Raw genomic sequence first — 20637 nt, forward strand, 5'->3', positions numbered from 1 at the left:
GCAATCTCTTGTCTGGTGGCGATAGCGAAGAGGTCACACCCGTTCCCATACCGAACACGGAAGTTAAGCTCTTTAGCGCCAATGGTAGTTGGGACTTTGTCCCTGTGAGAGTAGGACGTTGCCAGGCTCTTGAAAAAAGACTAGCTATTTTAGCTAGTCTTTTTTTTATTATTCACAGAGTATAAGCTATCTACATAAAATGGGGTAAATGAACTGCATAAAGAAGTTACATCTTGTCGATACTTATTTAGTGGAGGTGGAGAGTAATGGAAAAACAAATTAAAACATGTTCCGTTTGTCATGAACAGCATACAAAGGGTATTGAGGTGTTTTCCAGCTTTATATGCCAACACTGCGAGGTAGAGATTGTAGAGGCGGATTCATCTCATTTTCGTTATCAACTGTTAGTAGATCAATTAAAGAGAATATCAGGAGCGTTTTCTTACTAAAAGCCCTTTTTTATAAGGGCTTCTTTATATGGCTCAAAAAAATCATCTAAGTTTGTTATAATGAAAGAAAAATGAATTTTGATAGGAAAAATACTTACATATTCTTTTATCAAGTTAACAATGTTATATTTACAAAAAGTAAGGAATGGATGTATGGATACATATTTACCTTTATATAACCGTTTAGTAAGGCATAGCGAAAAGAGATCGCTCTCTTACCACGTGCCCGGCCATAAAAATGGTCAAGTTCTACCTTCACATATTCAGTCTTCTTACTCAGACTTTTTGCAATACGATCTAACAGAAATTAGCGGATTAGATGATTTACATGAAGCAGAATCTGTTATTAAAGAAGCACAAGAGTTAACGGCAAAGTTATATGGAGTAGATGAAAGCTTTTTTTTAGTTAATGGTTCTACTGGAGGCAATCTCGCCGCGATTTTATCTCTTTGTCAAGAAGGAGATAAAATTGCTGTTCAAAGAGATTCTCATAAATCTATTTTTAATGCCATTGCTTTATCAAAGGCATCACCTATTTTTTTAGCTCCCGAAATAGATTCAAAAACACATCTTAGTACAGGCGTATCCATTAAAACAATAATAGCGGCTTTAGAGCGTTCTGAGGATATAAAAGCATTTGTATTAACAAATCCTACTTACTACGGGGTGGCGCGAGATTTAAAGGAGATCATTGACTTTATTCATGCCTACAATATTCCTATAATTATTGATGAAGCTCATGGAGCCCATTTTATTTTAGGTAATCCTTTTCCTCCTTCAGCTGTTACGTATGGAGCCGATCTTGTTGTTCAGTCAGCACATAAAACGCTGCCAGCTATGACAATGGGTTCTTATTTACATATGCAAGGGACATTGGTAAATAAGCAAGCCGTGCGGCATTACCTACAAGTGCTGCAGTCAAGCAGTCCGTCATACCCTATTATGGCTTCTCTCGATTTGGCACGGTATTATCTGCAACAGTTTACGCAGTGTGATATCGATAGAATGACTGACAATATTCATTCGTTTGTTGAAGAGATTAATAAGATTGATACACTTTCAACTATTGATGTGGAAACAGATCAAGCTGCTACTGACCTTTTGAAAATGACATTGACTTGTTCGGCGGCAACAGGATATCATTTGCAAAAGGAACTGGAAAAGCAAGATATTTATACAGAACTAGCTGACGTTAACTATGTATTGTTTGTTCTACCGTTAAGCAGCAGTTGGGATTTTAATGATACAATTAAGCGAGTTAGACAAGCAGTAGCAAATATACAGCGTAAGTCGTATCAAAAACCACTAATCAAACCATTTCGTTTTTCAAGAGCAACGGTTCTCCTGTCTATGGAAGAAAGAAAACTAAGAGCAAAGTATATGTGTTCGTTTGAAGAAGCGATTGGTTGTGTAAGCGCACAATCTGTTATTCCATATCCTCCTGGAATTCCTATTTTAATGGAGGGGGAGACGATTACGAGCAATCATATTGACTATATTTTGCATATTCAAAGATTAAATGGTCATATTCAAGGCGGCTCTTGTATGGAAGAAGGAAAAATAGAAGTATTTAAATAGAGAAAGGAATTTATACATGTCAGGAACGTTTATTACATTCGAAGGGCCAGAAGGTGCTGGTAAGACGACCATTATTCATATAGTTCAACAAAAATTAATACAAGATGGCTATACCATTGTATTAACAAGAGAGCCTGGAGGCATACGAATTGCTGAACAAATTCGTGAAATCATCTTAAATCCATCTAACACGGAAATGGATTCCAGAACCGAAGCACTTCTTTACGCTGCGGCTAGAAGACAACATCTTGTAGAAAAGGTGATTCCTGAGCTAAATAAAGGGAATATAGTATTATGTGATCGTTTTATTGATAGCTCACTTGCTTATCAAGGACATGCGCGGGGTATAGGCGTAGAAGATATTTTCGCTATCAATCAATTTGCTATTGAGCAAACGATGCCACAAGCCACTTTATACTTCGATATTGAGCCTGAGGTAGGATTAGAAAGAATTAATAAAGGTCGAAAAGATGAGATTAATCGACTAGATTTAGAATCCTTAGACTTTCATTACAAAGTACGAGATGGATATTTATCTCTTTTGAGTGAATTTCCAGAACGTATTCGCCGAATTGATGCAAATCAACCCGTTGAAAAAGTCTGTGAAGAAGCTTATAAACAGATACAATTGATTTTAAAATAAATACAGATGATCGTTATTCTTGCTATACTATTCTTAACAAATAAAGTAAAATGAGGTGTTATTCATGAAATTAGTAATGACCGTTATTCAAGATTCAGATAGCTCAAAGCTTTTAAATGCACTTGTAGAAAGAGGGTTTCGTTCAACCAAATTATCAAGTACGGGCGGATTTTTAAAGTCAGGGAATACAACAATTATGGTTGGTACAGATGATCATAAAGTAGATGAAGTACTTGATATTATTAAGGGCCAATGTGAAAACCGCAGACAGATGATTTCTCCTGTGGCACCGATGGGCGGTAATGCAGATTCATACATTCCGTATCCTGTTGAAGTTGAAGTGGGCGGAGCTACAGTATTCGTACTACCAGTAGATCAGTTTCATCAATTTTAAGAGAGAAGATTTTAAATAGAAAGTGATGATTGAATGGGAAATACATGGGAACAGCTTGAAGCTCTTCAGCCAAACGTATTAAAGATTTTGCAAAACAGCTTACTTAAAGAGCGAGTTGCTCATGCTTATTTATTTGAAGGAAGCAAAGGAACAGGTAAAAAACAAATTAGTTTTTTGTTTGCTAAAGCACTGTTTTGCCAAAATCCAGTTAATCACAGGCCATGTCATGAGTGCAGTAACTGTCGGCGAATTGATTCAGGAAATCATCCAGATATTCATTTGATTGAGCCAGCTGGTTTATCGATTAAAAAAGAACAAATTCAATTCTTGCAATCAGAATTCACAAAAACCGGTGTTGAATCTAATAAAAAGTTATATATTGTGAATCATGTTGATAAAATGACAGTAAGCGCAGCAAATAGTTTACTGAAATTTTTAGAAGAGCCTGGTAACGGAACGTATGCAATTTTATTAACAGAAAATATACAGCGCTTATTAGATACGATTATCTCCCGTTGCCAAGTAATATCATTTCGATCTCTTACACCAGAACAGTTAGCCGAAAAACTAGTAGAAAATGGCCTTTCCGCAGTAGATGCGTCCATCTTGTCTAATTTAACAAACAGCATTGATGAAGCAATTGAATTAAGTAAAGATGAATGGTTTGGACTTGCAATAAAGTTAGTGATACAATTATATGAAGTGTTAACAACGAGACCTCAACAAGCTCTTCTTTTTATTCATGAAAAGTGGGTAACACATTTTAAGGAAAAAGAACAAGCTCATATTGGTTTAACTTTATTGATGCTTCTTTATCGTGATTTGTTGACGCTGCAAGTTGGACAAGAGTCTAAAATCGTCTATCGTCATAAAATAGAAGAATTAAAACAGCAAGCTCTTCAGACAACGCAGGAAAAAGCGATTTATCGCTTAGAGGTTATCTTGAAGGCCAAAAATAAATTAAATTCAAATATGAATCTACAGTTATTAATGGAACAGCTGGTGTTGGATTTGCAGGAGGGATAAAAGCTTGTATGATGTAGTAGGCGTTCGCTTTAAAAAAGCGGGAAAAATATATTATTTTGACCCTGGAGAACTTACAATTCCAGATGGTGAGTTTGTTATTGTAGAAACAGTTCGTGGTGTTGAATTTGGCAGAGTTGTTATTAACAAAAAGCAAGTAAGTGAACACGATGTCGTACTTCCTTTGAAAAAAGTAATCCGCATTGCTGAACAAAAAGACAGGCTGATTGTGGATGAAAATAAACAAGCTGCTAGAGAAGCGTATGACGTATGCGTGCAAAAAATTCAATCACACGATTTAGATATGAAGTTAGTAGACGTAGAATATACGTTTGATCGTAATAAAGTCATTTTTTATTTTACAGCAGACGGCCGTATTGACTTTAGAGAGTTAGTTAAAGATTTAGCTGCTATTTTCCGTACGCGAATTGAGCTTCGTCAAATTGGTGTACGAGACGAGGCAAAACTGTTGGGCGGGATAGGTCCTTGTGGACGCATGCTATGCTGCTCAACGTTTTTAGGTGATTTTGAGCCGGTTTCTATTAAGATGGCCAAAGACCAAAACCTATCGCTTAATCCAACGAAAATTTCTGGTTTATGCGGACGTTTGATGTGTTGTTTAAAATATGAAAATGATGAGTATGAAACGGCAAAAGAACAGCTTCCTGATATAGGCTCAACAATTAAAACTTCAGATGGTTCAGGACGTGTAGTGGGTTTGAATATTTTGGAAAGAATTATTCAAGTGGAACTGTCAGATCACGAACAAATTTTAGAGTATACTCTGGATGAGATCAATAATAAAGGTGCTGTTTCGTTTCAAGCCACAGATTAACGAGGTGGGCAAAGGTGGATAAAAAAGAGATTTTTGATTCGGTGACAAACATGGAGGAACAAATTGGTCATTTATATAAGCAGTTAGGTGAGTTGAAAGAGCATCTTGCTGAGCTAATTGAAGAAAATCATCACCTGCAAATAGAAAATGATCATTTGCGCCGTCGCCTTGACCAGACAAACTTCGAAACGAAGCTGAAAAATAGACATTCAAAAGCAAGCGCTCAAACAAAAGAGCAAAAACAAATTGATATCGGAGAAGGATATGACAATTTGGCTCGCCTTTACCAAGAGGGTTTTCATATTTGTAATATTCATTATGGAAGTGTGCGTAAAGATGGAGACTGTTTGTTTTGCTTGTCATTTTTAAATAAAAAGTAACAACACCTCTCCCTTTTGGAGAGGTTCTTTTTATGAGTAAAAGATGTAAATAATAGATGCACAAGGAGAAGAACGATTATGGTTGAGTTATATGGAGATGAACGTTTAGATTATTTATTAGCCGATGAGGAGATGCGCATTATTCAAAGTCCATCTGTCTTTTCCTTTTCATTGGATGCTGTGCTTTTATCTCACTTTGCTTATGTACCAATTCGTAAAGGTAACTTGGTTGATTTATGTTCAGGAAACGGTGTGATTCCGCTGTTTTTATCCAAACGAACAAAGGGAACAATTATTGGTGTAGAAATTCAAGAGCGGCTACACAGTATGGCGCAAAGAAGTATTGTGTATAATCAGCTGGATGAGCAGATTAAAATGATACATGGTGATTTAAAAAATGCACCTCAAGAACTAGGTTATGGAAAATATGATGTTGTAACATGCAATCCTCCTTATTTCACCACATCCAATAAAGAAGAAATAAATGAAAACGAACACTTTGCAATCGCTCGCCACGAAATTCATTGTTCGTTGGAAGATGTGATTCGAGTGAGCAGTCAACTAGTGAAGCAAGGCGGAAAAGTGGCATTAGTTCACCGTCCAGGAAGACTATTAGATATCGTTACGTTAATGAGGCAATACCGTTTAGAGCCAAAGAGACTTCAGTTTGTCTATCCTAAAGATGGGAAAGAAGCAAATACACTTTTAATTGAAGGTACTAAGGATGGAAGTCCAGATTTAAAGATTCTTCCTCCGCTTGTGGTCTATCAGGATAACGATGAATACACGGACGAATTAAAAAGGATTTTATATGGAACAAAATAATCATTATTTTTATGTAGTTGAATGCAAGGACTGTACTTATTACGCTGGTTACACGAATAATTTGCAAAAACGAATTTCTGCCCATAATGAAGGGAAAGGGGCAAAATATACGAGAGCAAGAAGGCCTGTTTCATTAATTTGGCATGAGGTGTTTACTTCTAAAACAGAAGCTATGCAAAAAGAGTATTGGTTCAAACAGTTAAGCAGAGTGCAAAAACAGGCTTACATTCGAAGGGAGAAAGAAAAGCAGAATGAAATCACAAAAAAGTTATGATGTATCGAATGAACAAGGCGTTTTATATTTAGTTCCCACTCCTATTGGGAACTTAGAAGATATGACATTTCGTGCAATTCGAATTTTAAAAGAAGTTGATTATATTGCCGCAGAAGATACGAGACAAACGAAAAAACTTTGTAACCACTTTGAGATCGATACGCCTATTACAAGTTATCATGAACATAATAAACATACAAAAAGTGAGCAGCTATTAAGTGACTTAGACAGTGAGAAAAATATTGCTTTAGTGAGCGACGCGGGCATGCCTTGTATTTCAGATCCTGGTTATGAGTTAGTGGTAGCTGCCGTTAAAGAAGGATATACGGTTGTTCCGCTTCCGGGACCTAACGCAGCATTAACAGCTTTAATTGCTTCTGGCCTACCTACGGGGCAATTTTATTTTTATGGATTTTTGAACAGAAATAAAAAACAGCGTAAAGAACAGCTTCAAGAGCTTCAGTACATTAAGGAAAGCATGATATTTTATGAAGCCCCTCATCGATTAAAAGAAACGCTAAAGAGTATAGAAGAAATTTTAGGGAACCGATCCATTGTGTTATGTAGAGAGTTAACAAAACGCTATGAAGAATTTTTAAGAGGAAGCGTGTTAGAAGCAATTGAATGGACAAATGCCACAGATATTAGAGGCGAATTCTGCTTAATTCTTGAAGGGACAAATGAAGAAGCGCCAGATGAAAGCAATCTATGGTGGAAACAGCTCACCATTATCGAGCATGTTGATCACTATGTAGAAGAAGGACATTCAAACAAAGAAGCTATTAAGCAAGTGGCAAAAGACCGAGATGTATCAAAGCGAGACATTTATAGTGAATATCACGTACATTAAAAAAAGCTGTCTATCATAGACAGCTTTTCGTTTTATTTAGAAGCTTGTAAAGAATCTTGAAGTTCTTTCATGATTTGTTCTGCACCTTCACGGCTTAGAATTAATTTGCCGCTAGCAAGTTGGATGTTATCATCAGATACTTCACCTGTTACTTGGCAAGTCATGTTTGGTTTATATTTTTTTAAGATGATGCGCTCTTCATCTACATAGATTTCTAGAGCATCTTTCTCTGCAATTCCTAATGTACGACGTAATTCAATTGGAATTACTACGCGTCCTAATTCATCAACTTTACGAACAATACCTGTAGATTTCATGTTAATCGTTCTCCTCTCAATAATCATTTTTCTATGTTATTACTTTCGTCATTATTCGACAATTTCAACGTACTTTCATAATACCAGCGTTTCCAAAACTAGTCAATCATTTTATATGTAAAAAAATGTAGCTGGAAAAAATTTTTTTCTCAACCTGATTACAAGCTAATTGTGACCGTCAGTCAAGGTATAACAAGGGGTTTCATTGGAAAAAAGATTAATTACCTAAATAGCTTGATATCAACTATTTCGAAGATAGGATAAACGTAATTCGACACAAAACGACAAAATTAGACCTGTTTGTCGTTTTCATAAAAGCGACTTTTTGAAGGGGGGTATATTTTATATAAAAATAGGGCGAAGCTGATACAATTAGCAGGATTGTTTTTTTGGAAAATAACGACTATTTAAAAATGAAATGAATCCGTCATATTCCCTTTCATATAGGAAGAGAATGTTTTGAAATTATCATGTAAAATAGTATGATAGATAGTAGAATAAGAAGACAGGGTTTATATGATTACATACATATAAGCCAAAATGTTGAAATGGAATGTTGGAGGTTATGAACATGGCAGATGGAAATAATACATTTTACATTACTACGCCGATTTATTATCCGAGTGGTAAATTACATATAGGGCATGCATACACGACAGTAGCGGGAGACGCAATGGCTCGTTATAAACGTTTGAGAGGGTTTGACGTACGCTATTTAACAGGTACGGATGAACATGGTCAAAAAATTCAGCGAAAAGCAGAAGAGAAAAATGTGACACCTCAGCAATACGTAGATGATATTGTCTCTGGAATTAAAGAGCTTTGGGATAAGATGGACATTTCATATGACGATTTTATCCGTACGACAGAACCAAGACATAAAGAAATCGTGGAAAAGATTTTTGCGCGCCTTTTAGAACAAGGTGATATTTATCTTGATGAGTATGAAGGCTGGTATTCAGTTCCCGATGAGACGTACTATACAGAGCACCAACTAGTAGATCCAATCGTTGAAAATGGAAAAGTTGTAGGCGGAAAAAGCCCGGATAGCGGACACCCTGTGGAGCTCGTTCGAGAAGAGTCCTATTTCTTTAAAATGGGGAAATACGTAGATCGTTTACTAGCTTTTTATGAAGAGAACCCTTCATTTATTCAACCGGAGTCCCGTAAAAACGAAATGATCAATAATTTTATTAAGCCGGGTCTTGAAGACTTAGCCGTTTCTCGTACGACATTTGATTGGGGTGTAAAAGTTCCAGGTAACCCAAAACACGTTATTTACGTATGGATTGATGCACTTTCTAACTATATCACCTCTCTTGGGTATAATACAGAGAACGATGAGAACTATCAAAAATACTGGCCGGCTAACGTACATTTAGTAGGAAAAGAAATTGTACGTTTCCATACCATTTATTGGCCAATCATGTTGATGGCACTTGATTTACCGCTTCCTAAGAAAGTATTTGCTCACGGCTGGTTATTAATGAAAGATGGAAAGATGTCTAAGTCAAAAGGGAATGTGGTAGACCCAATGACATTGATTGACCGCTATGGATTAGATGCACTTCGTTACTACTTACTTCGTGAAGTTCCATTCGGTTCAGACGGTGTATTCACACCAGAAGCGTTTGTTGAACGTATTAACTTTGACTTAGCAAATGACCTTGGTAACCTAGTTAATCGTACAGTGGCGATGATTAATAAGTATTTTGATGGTGTTATTCCGACTTATGAAGGAAATGTAACAGAGTTTGACGCACATATTGTACAAGCTCAAAAAGATACAGTGAATAAATATGAAGAAGCGATGGAGGATATGGAGTTTTCAGTTGCCCTTGCTTCTATCTGGCAATATGTAAGCCGCACGAATAAATACATTGATGAAACGCAGCCTTGGGCGCTAGCAAAAGATGAGAAAAAGCGTGCAGAACTTGCTTCCGTTATGACCCATCTAGCTGAATCAATTCGTCACATTGCTGTATTGCTACAGCCCTTCTTAACACGTACACCTGAGAAAATCTTTGCTCAGATTGGTGTAAAAGAAGATGTATTAAAAACGTGGGAAAGCACGACGCGTTTTAATATGCTTAAAGAAGGCACAAAAGTAGAAAAAGGTGAACCGATGTTCCCTCGTCTAGATCGAGAAGAAGAGGTAGCCTTCATTAAGGAGCAGATGCAAGGAAGTGCTCCGAAAGAAGAGAAACCTGTTGTGAAGGAAGAGCCTTCTGAAGAGATTACGATTGATGATTTTATGAAAGTAGAGCTTCGTGTAGCGCAAGTTACTCAAGTAGAACCAGTTAAAAAGGCAGATAAACTATTAAAGCTGCAGCTTGATCTTGGCTATGAAAAACGCCAAGTTGTATCAGGTATCGCCAAATTTTATAAGCCTGAAGAATTGGTAGGCCGAAAAGTAATTTGTGTAACCAACTTAAAACCTGTGAAACTGCGCGGCGAACTATCACAAGGAATGATTTTAGCGGGTGAAGATGAGAATGGTCTTTCACTAGCAAGCGTAGATCAAAACTTAGCAAACGGCACGAAGATAAAATAAGTATAGGTAAAAGGGGTGTTTCACGTGTAACATGCGAGGACCCCCTTTTATTCATGGAAAGGATCGATTAGATGTTATTTGATACACATGTTCATTTAAACGCAGAACAGTATGAAGATGATTTGCAAGAAGTAATTAATCGTGCGTTAGAAAAAGGTGTTCAAAACATGGTAGTTGTTGGATTCGATGAACCTACCATTAAAAAAGCTATTCAAATAGCTGAAACGTATGACTTTATCTATGCTAGTGTAGGGTGGCATCCAGTAGATGCAATTGATATGACTGATGAGCACTTAGCTTGGATTGAAGAGTTAGCTCAGCATCCGAAAGTTGTTGCTTTAGGGGAAATGGGATTAGACTACCATTGGGATAAATCACCTAAAGAGGTGCAAAAAGACGTATTTCGCCGTCAAATTCGCTTAGCTCGAAAAGTGAATTTACCTATCATCATTCATAATCGTGATGCAACTGAAGACGTGGTAAAGATTTTAAAAGAAGAGCACGTAGAGGAAGTAGGAGGGATTATGCATTGCTTCACGGGCAGTATTGAAGTAGCGAAGCAGTGTATGGATATGAATATGTATATTTCTTTTGGCGGACCTGTTACCTTTAAAAATGCTAAAAAACCAAAAGAAGTTGCTACAGAACTTCCTTTAGATAAACTATTAATTGAAACAGACTGTCCTTATTTAACTCCTCATCCATTCCGTGGCAAGCGCAATGAACCTGGTTATGTTTCATACGTAGCAGAGCAAATTGCAGAGTTAAAAGGTATAACGTATGAAGAATTAGCCGATATTACAACAGCTAACGCCAAAAAGCTATTTGGCATTAATGATTAAAACTTTTTCTCATATAACAATCATTTTCGTGTTAAAGTAAAGATAGACGCAGAGGAGAATGTTATCCTCTGCCTTTTTCAGTTAAAATAACAGGTAGATGCTTTTTAATTTATTTGATAATAAGATAAAACGTTGATTTCATAGAAGAAAAATGATGTGAGTAACGAGCATTTCATTTTTACTGAAAAGCAAATGAACAAAACTGAATGTTTTGGAGGAAGCAATGAAGATTAAAGAAATTATTGTAGTAGAAGGCCGAGATGACACTGTAGCGATTAAACGTGCAGTGGATGCGGATACCATCGAGACAAATGGATCAGCTGTAAATGAAGAAACCATTGAGAAAGTAAAATTAGCTCAAAAAACAAGAGGCGTGATTATTTTTACAGATCCAGATTATCCAGGACAGCGAATTCGAAATATTGTTTCAGAACGTGTTCCAGGATGCAAACATGCATTCTTAGATAAAGAAGAGGCGCGCCCTAAAAACGGCAAAGGTATTGGAGTTGAACATGCTTCTATTGCGTCTATTCAAAAAGCATTAAAAGATGTGAAGCAAGAGTGGATGGGGGCAGCTATGGAGATTTCTCAAGAGGATTTAATCGTAGCTCGTTTGATAGGAGATAGTAAAGCTAAGTCTCGACGTGAAAGAATAGGGAAGTTATTAAAAGTTGGTTATGCCAACGGAAAGCAGCTGCATAAACGATTACAGATGTTCCAAATTTCAAAAGAGGACTTTATCAGAGCTGTTGAGCAGATAAATAAGGAGGAAAAGGGATCGTGTTAAAAGATATTGCAACGCCTAATCGAACCAAGGAAATTTTAAAGAAATACGGTTTTACATTTAAAAAGAGTTTAGGACAAAATTTTTTAATTGATACGAACATTTTACATCGTATTGTTGATCATGCGGAAATAACAGAAGAAACGGGAGCTATTGAAATTGGACCTGGTATCGGGGCGTTAACTGAACAGCTAGCAAAGCGCGCAAAAAAAGTACTGGCGTTTGAAATCGATCAGCGTCTGCTTCCGATTTTAGCTGATACTCTTTCTCCTTACCCAAATGCAAAAGTTATTCATCAAGATGTGTTAAAAGCTGATTTAAAAGGGACGCTCGAACAAGAATTCGAAAACATAGAAGATTTAATGGTCGTTGCGAATTTACCATATTACGTGACGACACCCATTCTGATGAAATTATTAGAAGAACAAATCCCGGTACGTGGAATCGTTGTTATGCTTCAAAAAGAAGTTGCTGACCGTATAGCAGCTAAACCGGGAACAAAAGATTACGGTTCACTTTCTATTGCAATTCAATACTATACAGAGGCTGAGACGGTTATGATTGTGCCTAAAACAGTGTTTAATCCGCAGCCTAATGTAGATTCAGCTGTTATTCGGCTGTTGAGAAGACCAAAGCCAGCGGTAGAGGTACAAGATGAAGCATTCTTTTTCCAAGTTGTACGAGCAAGTTTTGGACAGCGACGGAAAACGATTTTAAACAATCTAGTGAATAACTTGCCCAATGGGAAGCAGAAAAAAGCAGACATCGAGCAAGCACTTTCAACTGCTGAAATTGATCCGAAAAGAAGAGGCGAAACGCTGTCTATTCAAGAATTCGGAACGTTAAGTGACCAACTTTTAAAATCATTTCGCTAAATCATCACATTTTTATCATGAAGTCATAGGCTATGAAGAGAATTTATTTTTGAAGTAGCAAAGACGGAGTGAAGCATATGAACATCAAAATTGGTGATATAGTTACACGACCTTCTTATCAGAGAGATTTGCTTTTTCGTGTTATAGCTATTAATGACAGCGAAGCGGGGAAATATGCGACTTTAATAGGAGAAGACGTTCGGTTGATTGCCGACGCTCCTTGTACAGATTTAGAGGTTGTGGATGCTAAAGAACAGGATCAAAGAAAAAAACAAGAAGAAGAACTTTTAGAAAGATCCTTGGAGCTTATTCAACAGGATTATCGGCTCGTTCGAGAGAAAACTGAATATAGCATGACAAATGGATACAGCCATTCACATCGCTTATTTCAAATTCCAGGAAAGGTCCTGCATGTAGACGGAGACCCTAATTATTTACGTAAATGTTTGTTGGTTTATGAAAAAATGGGTGTTCCTGTTTATGGTGTTCATTGCGTAGAGTCAGAAATGCCAGAGAAAGTTGGAAAGTTAATTGAGGATGTAAGACCTGATATTCTGGTGCTGACAGGGCATGATGCATATTCCAAAGGAAAAGGAAATAAAGATGATCTTCTTGCTTATAGACATTCCAAGCACTATATTCAAACAGTCCAAGAAGCAAGAAAAAAAATTGGTAATTTAGATCAGCTGGTGATTTTTGCAGGTGCCTGTCAATCGCATTTTGAATTATTGATTCAAGCTGGAGCAAACTTTGCTAGTTCACCTTCACGCGTAAATATTCATGCGCTTGACCCCGTGTATGTAGTGGCAAAACTAAGTTTTACTCCTTTCACGGATCGTATTAATGTATGGGACGTCCTACGTAATACATTAACGGGTGCTAAAGGTTTAGGAGGAGTAGAAACAAAGGGGCTGCTTCGCACGGGTATGCCTTATGAAAGCGATGAGTAGAAATAAAAACAACTGGTTACAGCATGTACACGCATGGTGTGCAACCAGTTGTTTTTTCGTATGAAGCCAAAGTATACGCTTAATTTCACAAAATCATTTTCAATATTTGCTAAAGATATACATATTTCGTTGGAAAACGAGCATACTAACAGCGAAATGTAGATTCATGTTGAAAATTATTTATTGACACAATTAGAGATAGATTGTTATAATTTTATGTTTTTGACTATTTTTCTAACATGTGTTACACTATACATAGTGAGGTGGACCAATATGGCGAAAACTTTGTCTGATATTAAGCAAGCGCTGGATTTGCACCTAGGCCAACGATTAACTTTAAAAGCAAACGGTGGTCGTAGAAAAACAGTAGAACGTTCAGGTGTATTAACAGAAACGTACCCATCTGTTTTTATCGTTGAATTAGATCAAGAGGAAAACTCTTTGGAGCGCGTTTCGTATAGTTACGCAGATGTGTTAACGGAAACAGTGCAACTAAAATTTTTCTAAGAATGACATAGGCAATATAGCAAGTGGTGATGAGCAGTGGACATTGGTTTACTGCTTTTTTATTGGTCTTTTTTTCAAATTATATATGCATTATTTTTTATACATACTATACATATCGTCCTCGCGTTTCTTATGTAAGAGAGCGACGAGATTCAGGTTGAAATTTCATTTTATACGTAAAGGAGCCATGTGCAATGTCAAGGCGTAGAGGGATTATGTCGTCGAAGCTGAAAGAAGAACTGGCTAAAGAACTTGGTTTTTACGATACTGTACAAGCAGAAGGTTGGGGCGCTATTCGGGCAAAAGATGCAGGCAATATGGTGAAGCGAGCTGTGGAGCTTGCACAGCAGCAGCTAAAGCAATAGCATAGTGAAAATCAATGCTTATACGATTATTTAAAGTGAAATGAGGAAAACCGAAGTGTGTAACCGCTTCGGTTTTTTTGTCCCAAAATGAAAGATAAAAAAGAGGATTAAACAAAGATGTTTAAATGAACAGCTATATCTTGTTCATTTTATGATAAAATAGCGTTAAACTCGATAAGATGAAGTAGGTGAAGTAAGTTGAAATTAATGGTGAAAGCACCGGCTAAAATAAATTTGTCACTTGATGTGTTACATAAACGTCCAGATGGTTACCATGAAGTTAAGATGATTATGACAACAATTGATTTAGCAGACAGAATTGAACTTTCTGATCGTGAAGATGGACGAATTGTTATTTATTCTCATAATCGCTTTGTTCCGGATGACCAGCGAAATCTCGCTTATCAGGCAGCGCAGATTTTGAAGCGACGCTATAACATTTTAAAAGGTGTAAATATATTAATTGATAAACATATTCCAGTGGCTGCTGGATTAGCTGGAGGCAGCAGTGACGCGGCTGCTACATTACGCGGTTTAAATACGTTATGGGAATTAGGGTTATCATTAGACACACTTGCAGAAATAGGGGCTGAGATTGGCTCTGACGTATCTTTTTGCGTGTACGGAGGGACAGCTCTTGCTACAGGGCGCGGAGAGATTGTAGAGCATATTGAGGCACCTCCAAGCTGCTGGGTGATTTTGGCTAAGCCTGAAATAGGTGTTTCTACGGCAGATGTATATCGAAACTTGAAAATTAAAGAGATGGATCATCCAAAAGTAGATGAGATGGTTCATGCTATACAATCAGGAAATTATGATCAAATGTGTAGCCTTGTAGGAAATGTATTAGAAGCAGTAACGCTGAAAACGCATCCGGAAGTAGCTCTCATTAAAGAACAAATAAAGCGTTTTGGCGCCGATGCTGTGCTCATGAGCGGCAGTGGGCCAACTGTATTTGGACTTGTACAGCATGATTCACGTATGCATCGCATTTATAACGGATTACGTGGTTTTTGCGATAAAGTTTATGCAGTTAGGCTACTAGGTGAACGAATAACGCTTGAATAAATCCGTATGTTAATGTTATATTTACATTACAATATTCGGATTTTCAGGAGGATGTTATGAAGTTTCGACGTAGTGGACGATTAATTGATATGACCAACTATTTCATTCAAAACCCTCAGCGCCTTATCCCTCTTACGTATTTTGCAGATAAATATGATTCCGCAAAATCATCTATTAGCGAAGATATGGCGATTATTAAACAAACTTTTGAACAGCAAGGTATCGGAACTTTGGTTACGCTACCAGGAGCTGCCGGCGGAGTTAAATTCATTCCAAAGATGACGAATGAAGAAGCCAGCCAGCTTGTTCAAGAATTATGTGGGTTGATTGAAAAACCTGAGCGTTTACTGCCAGGTGGATATTTATATTTAACTGATATTTTAGGAAACCCCCGCGTTGTGAATAAAATCGGTCGCTTGTATGCATCGCTTTTTGCTAACCGCAAAATCGATGTTGTGATGACTGTAGCGACAAAAGGTATTCCTATTGCGTATGCGGTTGCTCAGTATTTAGACGTGCCGGTTGTTATTGTACGCAGAGACAGTAAAGTAACCGAGGGATCGACCGTTAGTATTAACTACGTGTCGGGTTCATCTAAGCGCATTCAAACGATGCTGTTAGCTAAAAGAAGTTTAGCGGTGGGATCAAATGTACTCATCATTGATGACTTCATGAAAGCTGGCGGTACTGTAAACGGAATGGTTAGTTTGCTTGAAGAGTTCGATGCAACTGTTGCTGGTATTGGAGTTTTAGTAGAATCAGAAGATATTGAAGAACGTTTAGTGGATGAGTATGTGTCTCTTGTACAATTGACAGATGTAAATATCAAAGATAAACAAATTCGTGTACAGGAAGGCAATTACTTAAAATATATTTGATCAAGTAAGGGAGAGGAACATATGTTACAGGTTCAAACAAAAAATGCACCGCAAGCTATTGGTCCATATTCACAGGGAATTGTTGTGAATAACTTGTTTTACAGTTCAGGTCAAATTCCACTTCGTCCAGATGGTACATTGGTCGAAGGCGATGTTCAAGTACAAGCTACTCAAGTATTTGAAAATCTAAAAGCAGTTCTTGAAGAAGCTGGAGCTTCTCTAAATACAGTTGTAAAGGCAACCGTATTCATCAAAGATATGAACGACTTTGCAGCGTTAAATGAAGTCTATGGCGACTACTTCGGTGACCATAAGCCGGCACGTTCATGTGTAGAAGTAGCGAGACTACCAAAAGATGTACTTGTTGAAATTGAAGTTATTGCGCTAGTTAAAGGGTAATTAAATTAACAAATTTCTAACAAAAAGCAAGTAACTTCCAATTGTTCACTTTTTTTGCGAAAATTTTCTAAAAATTTTTTCTGAATAGCAGGAAAACACAAAATTCTGTGGAATTAAGTATGTAAAGCTTCGCATAGAAAAAGGTGGTGAACAAGATGGAAGTAACTGACGTAAGATTACGCCGCGTGAACACTGAAGGACGTATGAGAGCGATTGCTTCAATCACATTAGATGGTGAATTTGTTGTTCATGATATTCGTGTGATTGATGGTAATAATGGCTTATTTGTAGCCATGCCAAGTAAACGTACACCGGATGGTGAGTTCCGTGATATTGCACATCCAATCAATTCAAATACTCGCGGAAAGATTCAAGATGCTGTTTTAGCAGAATATCATCGTTTAGGTGAGGTAGAAGTTGAATTCGAAGAAGCGGGTGCTTCGTAAACATATGATACATTAAGAGTCTACTTAAAAGTAGGCTCTTTTCTTTTTGATTGTCACTTATATAATTTCACACCTTTGTAAAACTTTAGCATTACCAAAAAATAAAATTCATGACTTATAAATGATTCCTTGAAATGCTGTCATTTTTGATATAATATTCTTAATGGATAAAAAGGTAAAATTGGAGGCCTGTTATGTCAAAAAGATATGCAGTCATATTGGCAGCTGGTCAGGGTACACGTATGAAGTCATCTTTATATAAAGTGTTACACCCTGTGTGTGGCAAACCGATGGTGCAACACGTAATTGATCAGTTATCACGCTTGGATTTAACAAATTTAATTACTGTTGTAGGTCACGGTGCCGAAAAAGTGAAATCACATGTTGGAGATAAAAGCTTATTTGCTTTACAAGAAGAGCAGTTAGGAACAGCTCATGCAGTAATGCAAGCAGAATCTTTACTTGCACATGAAAAAGGTACGACAATTGTTGTATGTGGAGATACTCCGCTTATTACAGCTGAAACAATTGAATCTTTATTAAAGCATCATGAAGCAACAAATGCAATGGCAACTGTTTTAACAGCTCATGCAGAAGATTCAACAGGATATGGACGCATCATTCGAAATAAACAAGGGTCTGTTGAAAAGATTGTTGAGCATAAAGATGCCACGGAACAAGAGCGTCTTGTACAGGAAATTAATACTGGTACGTATTGTTTTGATAATGAGAGATTATTTGAGACACTTTCAAAAGTTTCAAATGATAATGTACAGGGAGAGTATTATTTACCTGATGTTATCGAAATTCTAAAAAATGAAGGTCAAATTATTTCTGCATATCAAACATCCGATTTTGCTGAAACATTGGGCGTTAATGATCGATTTGCTCTGTCTCAAGCAGAAGAAACAATGAAAAAGCGTATCAACAAGCAGCATATGTTAAATGGAGTGACGATTGTGGATCCTTCTAACACGTACATTTCAGCAGATGCTGTCATTGGTAGAGATACGGTTGTTTATCCTGGCACGGTTATTCAAGGAACAGTTGTAATTGGAGAGAATTGTGAAGTAGGACCTAACAGTGAAATTAAAGACTGCAAAATAGGTAATAATACTTCTATTCGCCATTCTGTTGCTCACGATAGTGAAATTGGTCACGAAGTCACAATTGGCCCATTTGCACATATTCGTCCTCAGTCATCAATTGGAGATGAAGTGCGCGTAGGAAACTTTGTAGAAATTAAAAAAGCATCTTTTGGAAAAGGTAGCAAAGCTTCTCATTTAAGTTATATTGGAGACGCAGAGGTCGGAAAAGGTGTAAACTTAGGGTGCGGATCTATTACAGTTAACTACGATGGGAAAAATAAATTTTTAACAAAGATTGAAGATGGGGCATTCGTAGGATGTAACTCAAACTTAATTGCACCTGTAACAATTGGTGAAGGAGCCTATGTTGCAGCTGGTTCAACCGTAACTGATGATGTACCAGGAAAAGCATTATCAATTGCTCGTGCGAAACAAGTAAATAAAGAAAACTATGCTGAAAAGCTTGATATTAATAAAAAATCCTGACGGAGGTTTCACAATAAAATGTCAAATGTATATGCTGATGAAAATTTAAAGTTATTTACGCTAAATTCAAACAAGGCTTTAGCTGAAGAGATCGCAAAAGTAATTGGTGTGGAATTAGGTAAATGTTCGGTTGATCGTTTTAGTGACGGTGAAATTCAAATTAACATTGAAGAAAGTATCCGTGGTTGTGATGTATTTATCATTCAATCAACAAGTGCTCCAGTTAACGAACACTTAATGGAATTATTAATTATGATTGATGCATTAAAACGTGCATCAGCTAAAACAATTAACATCGTTATGCCTTACTATGGCTATGCTCGTCAGGATCGTAAAGCTCGTGCACGTGAACCAATCACTGCCAAATTAGCAGCAAATATCATTGAAAAAGCGGGAGCTACTCGTATTATCACATTAGATTTACACGCTCCTCAAATTCAAGGTTTCTTCGATATTCCAATTGACCATTTAGTAGGTGTTCCAATTTTAGGTGAATACTTCAAGAGTAAAAACCTTGATGATGTTGTTGTTGTATCTCCGGACCACGGTGGCGTAACTCGTGCTCGCCGTTTAGCGGAACGTCTAAAAGCACCGATCGCTATCATTGACAAACGTCGCCCACGTCCAAACGTAGCAGAAGTTATGAACATTGTTGGACAAGTGGAAGGAAAAACAGCAATCTTGATTGATGACATGATTGATACAGCTGGTACAATTACAATTGGTGCAAGTGCATTAATTGAAGCAGGTGCAAAAGAAGTATATGCTTGTTGTACACACCCAGTGCTTTCAGGCCCTGCGATTGAGCGTATTCAAAACTCTACAATCAAAGAGCTAGCTGTAACAAACTCTATTGCTTTAACAGAAGATAAGAAAATTGATAAAGTAACAGAACTTTCAGTAGCTCCGTTAATCGGTGAAGCGATTATTCGTGTTCACGAAGAGCAATCAGTTAGTACATTATTTGATTGATAAACAGAACCTCTTTCCATTTGGAAAGAGGTTTTTTTGAAAAAAATTAAAATGTGCTAACCCTTGATTTTAAAGCGCTTTGGACGGAATGAACAAAGATATATTACTGTTCAAACCGGGTTTCATGTTTAGCAACCTTCTAAAAAGGGTACATTTTAAGTAGAAAACATACTGGAAGGTGAATAAAATGAGTATTTCAATTCAAGCAAATAAAAGAACGGATTTCAAAAATTCTACAAATAGAAAAATTCGCGACGAAGGAAACTTCCCAGCGGTTGTTTACGGAAATAAAACAGAATCCACACCTATTTACTTAAACAGTGCTGATTTTATTAAGACTATTCGTGAAGCAGGACGCAATGGAGTGTTAACATTACAAGTGGATAAGCAAAAATATTCCGTAATGTTACATGATATTCAAACCGATCCATTAAAAAACGAAATTGTCCACGCCGACTTCCAAGTGGTCGACATGAAGAAAGAAATTGATACTGAAGTTTCTTTATCTCTAGTAGGAGAAGCAAAAGGAACAAAAGAAGGTGGCGTATTACAGCAGTCTCTATATGAAATCTCATTAAAAGGCTTGCCGCAAGATATCCCATCATCTATTGATGTAGATGTATCGGATTTAGGAATTAATGATACAATCACGGTAGCGGATATTAAGGTAGATAAAAAGCTAGAAATTACGCATAATGCAGAAGATACAGTTGCTTCTGTACTACCTCCTCAACAGGAAGAAGAGCCGGACAGCGGCGAAGTTCAGGATGCTGAAGGCGATGTTGAAGCAACGAAAGAAAAAGATAACGAAGAATAATATAAAAAGACGTAACCAAAAGGTTACGTCTTTTTGTG

General features: G+C 37.0%; 25 protein-coding genes and 1 rRNA gene. 25 read left to right on the plus strand and 1 reads right to left on the minus strand.

Features of this window, described 5'->3' with window-relative positions; all coding sequences use genetic code 11:
• Positions 1–11 precede the first annotated feature (11 nt).
• The 11 genes from rrf (at position 12) to rsmI (ending at position 7251) form a co-directional block, all read left to right on the plus strand.
• Positions 12–127: ribosomal RNA gene (gene rrf / locus M3225_RS26955) — 5S ribosomal RNA — on the plus strand.
• A gap of 139 nt (positions 128–266) precedes the next feature.
• Positions 267–449, plus strand: coding sequence for a sigma factor G inhibitor Gin (locus M3225_RS26960; RefSeq protein WP_251400203.1), 183 nt, complete (start codon positions 267–269; stop codon positions 447–449).
• A gap of 153 nt (positions 450–602) precedes the next feature.
• Positions 603–2027, plus strand: a complete 1425-nt coding sequence (locus M3225_RS26965) for an aminotransferase class I/II-fold pyridoxal phosphate-dependent enzyme (protein WP_251400206.1) — start codon at positions 603–605, stop codon at positions 2025–2027.
• Between the two features lie 16 nt (positions 2028–2043).
• A complete protein-coding gene (tmk, locus tag M3225_RS26970; RefSeq protein ID WP_251400216.1) occupies positions 2044–2670 on the plus strand; it encodes a dTMP kinase in 627 nt (208 codons plus the stop codon).
• Positions 2671–2734: 64 nt separating this feature from the next.
• A complete protein-coding gene (locus M3225_RS26975) occupies positions 2735–3064 on the plus strand; it encodes a cyclic-di-AMP receptor (protein WP_251400218.1) in 330 nt (109 codons plus the stop codon).
• 33 nt (positions 3065–3097) lie between these two features.
• Positions 3098–4090: a DNA polymerase III subunit delta' gene (holB, locus tag M3225_RS26980; RefSeq protein WP_013054846.1), complete on the plus strand. Its 993-nt coding sequence runs from the start codon at positions 3098–3100 to the stop codon at positions 4088–4090.
• Between the two features lie 4 nt (positions 4091–4094).
• Positions 4095–4922 carry a PSP1 domain-containing protein gene (locus M3225_RS26985; protein WP_251400219.1) on the plus strand — a complete coding sequence of 276 codons (828 nt, stop codon included), beginning with the start codon at positions 4095–4097 and terminating at the stop codon, positions 4920–4922.
• A 14-nt stretch (positions 4923–4936) separates the two neighbouring features.
• Entirely contained in the window at positions 4937–5302 is a 366-nt protein-coding gene (yabA, locus tag M3225_RS26990) for a DNA replication initiation control protein YabA (RefSeq protein WP_013054848.1), read from the plus strand.
• Between the two features lie 78 nt (positions 5303–5380).
• Positions 5381–6127 (plus strand): tRNA1(Val) (adenine(37)-N6)-methyltransferase, encoded by a 747-nt coding sequence (locus M3225_RS26995; RefSeq protein ID WP_251400220.1) that lies wholly within the window; start codon positions 5381–5383, stop codon positions 6125–6127.
• On the plus strand, positions 6114–6401 hold the full coding sequence (locus tag M3225_RS27000; protein ID WP_251400222.1) for a GIY-YIG nuclease family protein: 288 nt from the start codon (positions 6114–6116) through the stop codon (positions 6399–6401). The genes M3225_RS26995 and M3225_RS27000 overlap by 14 nt, the downstream gene beginning before the upstream one ends.
• Positions 6379–7251, plus strand: a complete 873-nt coding sequence (gene rsmI / locus M3225_RS27005; protein WP_251400225.1) for a 16S rRNA (cytidine(1402)-2'-O)-methyltransferase — start codon at positions 6379–6381, stop codon at positions 7249–7251. The genes M3225_RS27000 and rsmI overlap by 23 nt, the downstream gene beginning before the upstream one ends.
• Positions 7252–7283: 32 nt before the next feature.
• Here rsmI and M3225_RS27010 read toward each other — a convergent pair whose 3' ends face one another.
• Positions 7284–7574: an AbrB/MazE/SpoVT family DNA-binding domain-containing protein gene (locus tag M3225_RS27010; protein ID WP_170836841.1), complete on the minus strand. Its 291-nt coding sequence runs from the start codon at positions 7572–7574 to the stop codon at positions 7284–7286.
• 565 nt (positions 7575–8139) lie between these two features.
• Between M3225_RS27010 and metG the strand changes: the two genes are divergently transcribed.
• The 14 genes from metG to M3225_RS27080 all read left to right on the plus strand — a co-directional run bounded on the left by metG (position 8140) and on the right by M3225_RS27080 (position 20599).
• Positions 8140–10122 (plus strand): methionine--tRNA ligase, encoded by a 1983-nt coding sequence (gene metG, locus M3225_RS27015; protein WP_251400227.1) that lies wholly within the window; start codon positions 8140–8142, stop codon positions 10120–10122.
• Positions 10123–10193: 71 nt separating this feature from the next.
• Positions 10194–10964 carry a TatD family hydrolase gene (locus M3225_RS27020; protein ID WP_251400229.1) on the plus strand — a complete coding sequence of 257 codons (771 nt, stop codon included), beginning with the start codon at positions 10194–10196 and terminating at the stop codon, positions 10962–10964.
• A 223-nt stretch (positions 10965–11187) separates the two neighbouring features.
• Positions 11188–11751: a ribonuclease M5 gene (rnmV, locus tag M3225_RS27025; protein ID WP_251400231.1), complete on the plus strand. Its 564-nt coding sequence runs from the start codon at positions 11188–11190 to the stop codon at positions 11749–11751.
• Positions 11745–12623, plus strand: a complete 879-nt coding sequence (rsmA, locus tag M3225_RS27030; RefSeq protein WP_251400233.1) for a 16S rRNA (adenine(1518)-N(6)/adenine(1519)-N(6))-dimethyltransferase RsmA — start codon at positions 11745–11747, stop codon at positions 12621–12623. The genes rnmV and rsmA overlap by 7 nt, the downstream gene beginning before the upstream one ends.
• Positions 12624–12700: 77 nt before the next feature.
• Positions 12701–13573 (plus strand): sporulation peptidase YabG, encoded by an 873-nt coding sequence (gene yabG, locus M3225_RS27035; RefSeq protein WP_251400243.1) that lies wholly within the window; start codon positions 12701–12703, stop codon positions 13571–13573.
• 273 nt (positions 13574–13846) lie between these two features.
• The gene (veg, locus tag M3225_RS27040; protein ID WP_013054859.1) at positions 13847–14080 is read left to right on the plus strand and encodes a biofilm formation stimulator Veg; all 234 of its coding nucleotides are present in this window, start codon (positions 13847–13849) and stop codon (positions 14078–14080) included.
• A 194-nt stretch (positions 14081–14274) separates the two neighbouring features.
• Complete coding sequence (locus M3225_RS27045; RefSeq protein ID WP_013054860.1) at positions 14275–14445, plus strand: small, acid-soluble spore protein, alpha/beta type; 171 nt, start codon at positions 14275–14277, stop codon at positions 14443–14445.
• A gap of 198 nt (positions 14446–14643) precedes the next feature.
• The gene (gene ispE / locus M3225_RS27050; protein ID WP_251400252.1) at positions 14644–15513 is read left to right on the plus strand and encodes a 4-(cytidine 5'-diphospho)-2-C-methyl-D-erythritol kinase; all 870 of its coding nucleotides are present in this window, start codon (positions 14644–14646) and stop codon (positions 15511–15513) included.
• A 56-nt stretch (positions 15514–15569) separates the two neighbouring features.
• On the plus strand, positions 15570–16391 hold the full coding sequence (gene purR / locus M3225_RS27055) for a pur operon repressor (protein ID WP_251400255.1): 822 nt from the start codon (positions 15570–15572) through the stop codon (positions 16389–16391).
• 21 nt (positions 16392–16412) lie between these two features.
• Positions 16413–16790: a RidA family protein gene (locus M3225_RS27060; protein WP_013054863.1), complete on the plus strand. Its 378-nt coding sequence runs from the start codon at positions 16413–16415 to the stop codon at positions 16788–16790.
• 155 nt (positions 16791–16945) lie between these two features.
• On the plus strand, positions 16946–17236 hold the full coding sequence (gene spoVG, locus M3225_RS27065; RefSeq protein WP_013054864.1) for a septation regulator SpoVG: 291 nt from the start codon (positions 16946–16948) through the stop codon (positions 17234–17236).
• Positions 17237–17430: 194 nt separating this feature from the next.
• Positions 17431–18810, plus strand: a complete 1380-nt coding sequence (gene glmU / locus M3225_RS27070) for a bifunctional UDP-N-acetylglucosamine diphosphorylase/glucosamine-1-phosphate N-acetyltransferase GlmU (protein ID WP_251400258.1) — start codon at positions 17431–17433, stop codon at positions 18808–18810.
• An 18-nt stretch (positions 18811–18828) separates the two neighbouring features.
• Entirely contained in the window at positions 18829–19782 is a 954-nt protein-coding gene (locus tag M3225_RS27075) for a ribose-phosphate diphosphokinase (protein WP_013054866.1), read from the plus strand.
• Positions 19783–19969: 187 nt separating this feature from the next.
• A complete protein-coding gene (locus M3225_RS27080; protein ID WP_251400260.1) occupies positions 19970–20599 on the plus strand; it encodes a 50S ribosomal protein L25/general stress protein Ctc in 630 nt (209 codons plus the stop codon).
• Positions 20600–20637 lie beyond the last annotated feature (38 nt).

The organism is Priestia aryabhattai (assembly GCF_023715685.1).
Classification (GTDB): Bacteria; Bacillota; Bacilli; order Bacillales; family Bacillaceae_H; genus Priestia; species Priestia aryabhattai_B.

Coding starts and splice junctions, on each gene's coding strand:
- M3225_RS26960 (WP_251400203.1), top strand. CDS start 267: ATGGAAAAACAAATTAAAACATGTTCCGTTTGTCATGAACAGCATACA.
- M3225_RS26965 (WP_251400206.1), top strand. CDS start 603: ATGGATACATATTTACCTTTATATAACCGTTTAGTAAGGCATAGCGAA.
- tmk (WP_251400216.1), top strand. CDS start 2,044: ATGTCAGGAACGTTTATTACATTCGAAGGGCCAGAAGGTGCTGGTAAG.
- M3225_RS26975 (WP_251400218.1), top strand. CDS start 2,735: ATGAAATTAGTAATGACCGTTATTCAAGATTCAGATAGCTCAAAGCTT.
- holB (WP_013054846.1), top strand. CDS start 3,098: ATGGGAAATACATGGGAACAGCTTGAAGCTCTTCAGCCAAACGTATTA.
- M3225_RS26995 (WP_251400220.1), top strand. CDS start 5,381: ATGGTTGAGTTATATGGAGATGAACGTTTAGATTATTTATTAGCCGAT.
- M3225_RS27000 (WP_251400222.1), top strand. CDS start 6,114: ATGGAACAAAATAATCATTATTTTTATGTAGTTGAATGCAAGGACTGT.
- rsmI (WP_251400225.1), top strand. CDS start 6,379: ATGAAATCACAAAAAAGTTATGATGTATCGAATGAACAAGGCGTTTTA.
- metG (WP_251400227.1), top strand. CDS start 8,140: ATGGCAGATGGAAATAATACATTTTACATTACTACGCCGATTTATTAT.
- M3225_RS27020 (WP_251400229.1), top strand. CDS start 10,194: ATGTTATTTGATACACATGTTCATTTAAACGCAGAACAGTATGAAGAT.
- rnmV (WP_251400231.1), top strand. CDS start 11,188: ATGAAGATTAAAGAAATTATTGTAGTAGAAGGCCGAGATGACACTGTA.
- yabG (WP_251400243.1), top strand. CDS start 12,701: ATGAACATCAAAATTGGTGATATAGTTACACGACCTTCTTATCAGAGA.
- veg (WP_013054859.1), top strand. CDS start 13,847: ATGGCGAAAACTTTGTCTGATATTAAGCAAGCGCTGGATTTGCACCTA.
- M3225_RS27045 (WP_013054860.1), top strand. CDS start 14,275: ATGTCAAGGCGTAGAGGGATTATGTCGTCGAAGCTGAAAGAAGAACTG.
- purR (WP_251400255.1), top strand. CDS start 15,570: ATGAAGTTTCGACGTAGTGGACGATTAATTGATATGACCAACTATTTC.
- M3225_RS27060 (WP_013054863.1), top strand. CDS start 16,413: ATGTTACAGGTTCAAACAAAAAATGCACCGCAAGCTATTGGTCCATAT.
- spoVG (WP_013054864.1), top strand. CDS start 16,946: ATGGAAGTAACTGACGTAAGATTACGCCGCGTGAACACTGAAGGACGT.
- glmU (WP_251400258.1), top strand. CDS start 17,431: ATGTCAAAAAGATATGCAGTCATATTGGCAGCTGGTCAGGGTACACGT.
- M3225_RS27075 (WP_013054866.1), top strand. CDS start 18,829: ATGTCAAATGTATATGCTGATGAAAATTTAAAGTTATTTACGCTAAAT.
- M3225_RS27080 (WP_251400260.1), top strand. CDS start 19,970: ATGAGTATTTCAATTCAAGCAAATAAAAGAACGGATTTCAAAAATTCT.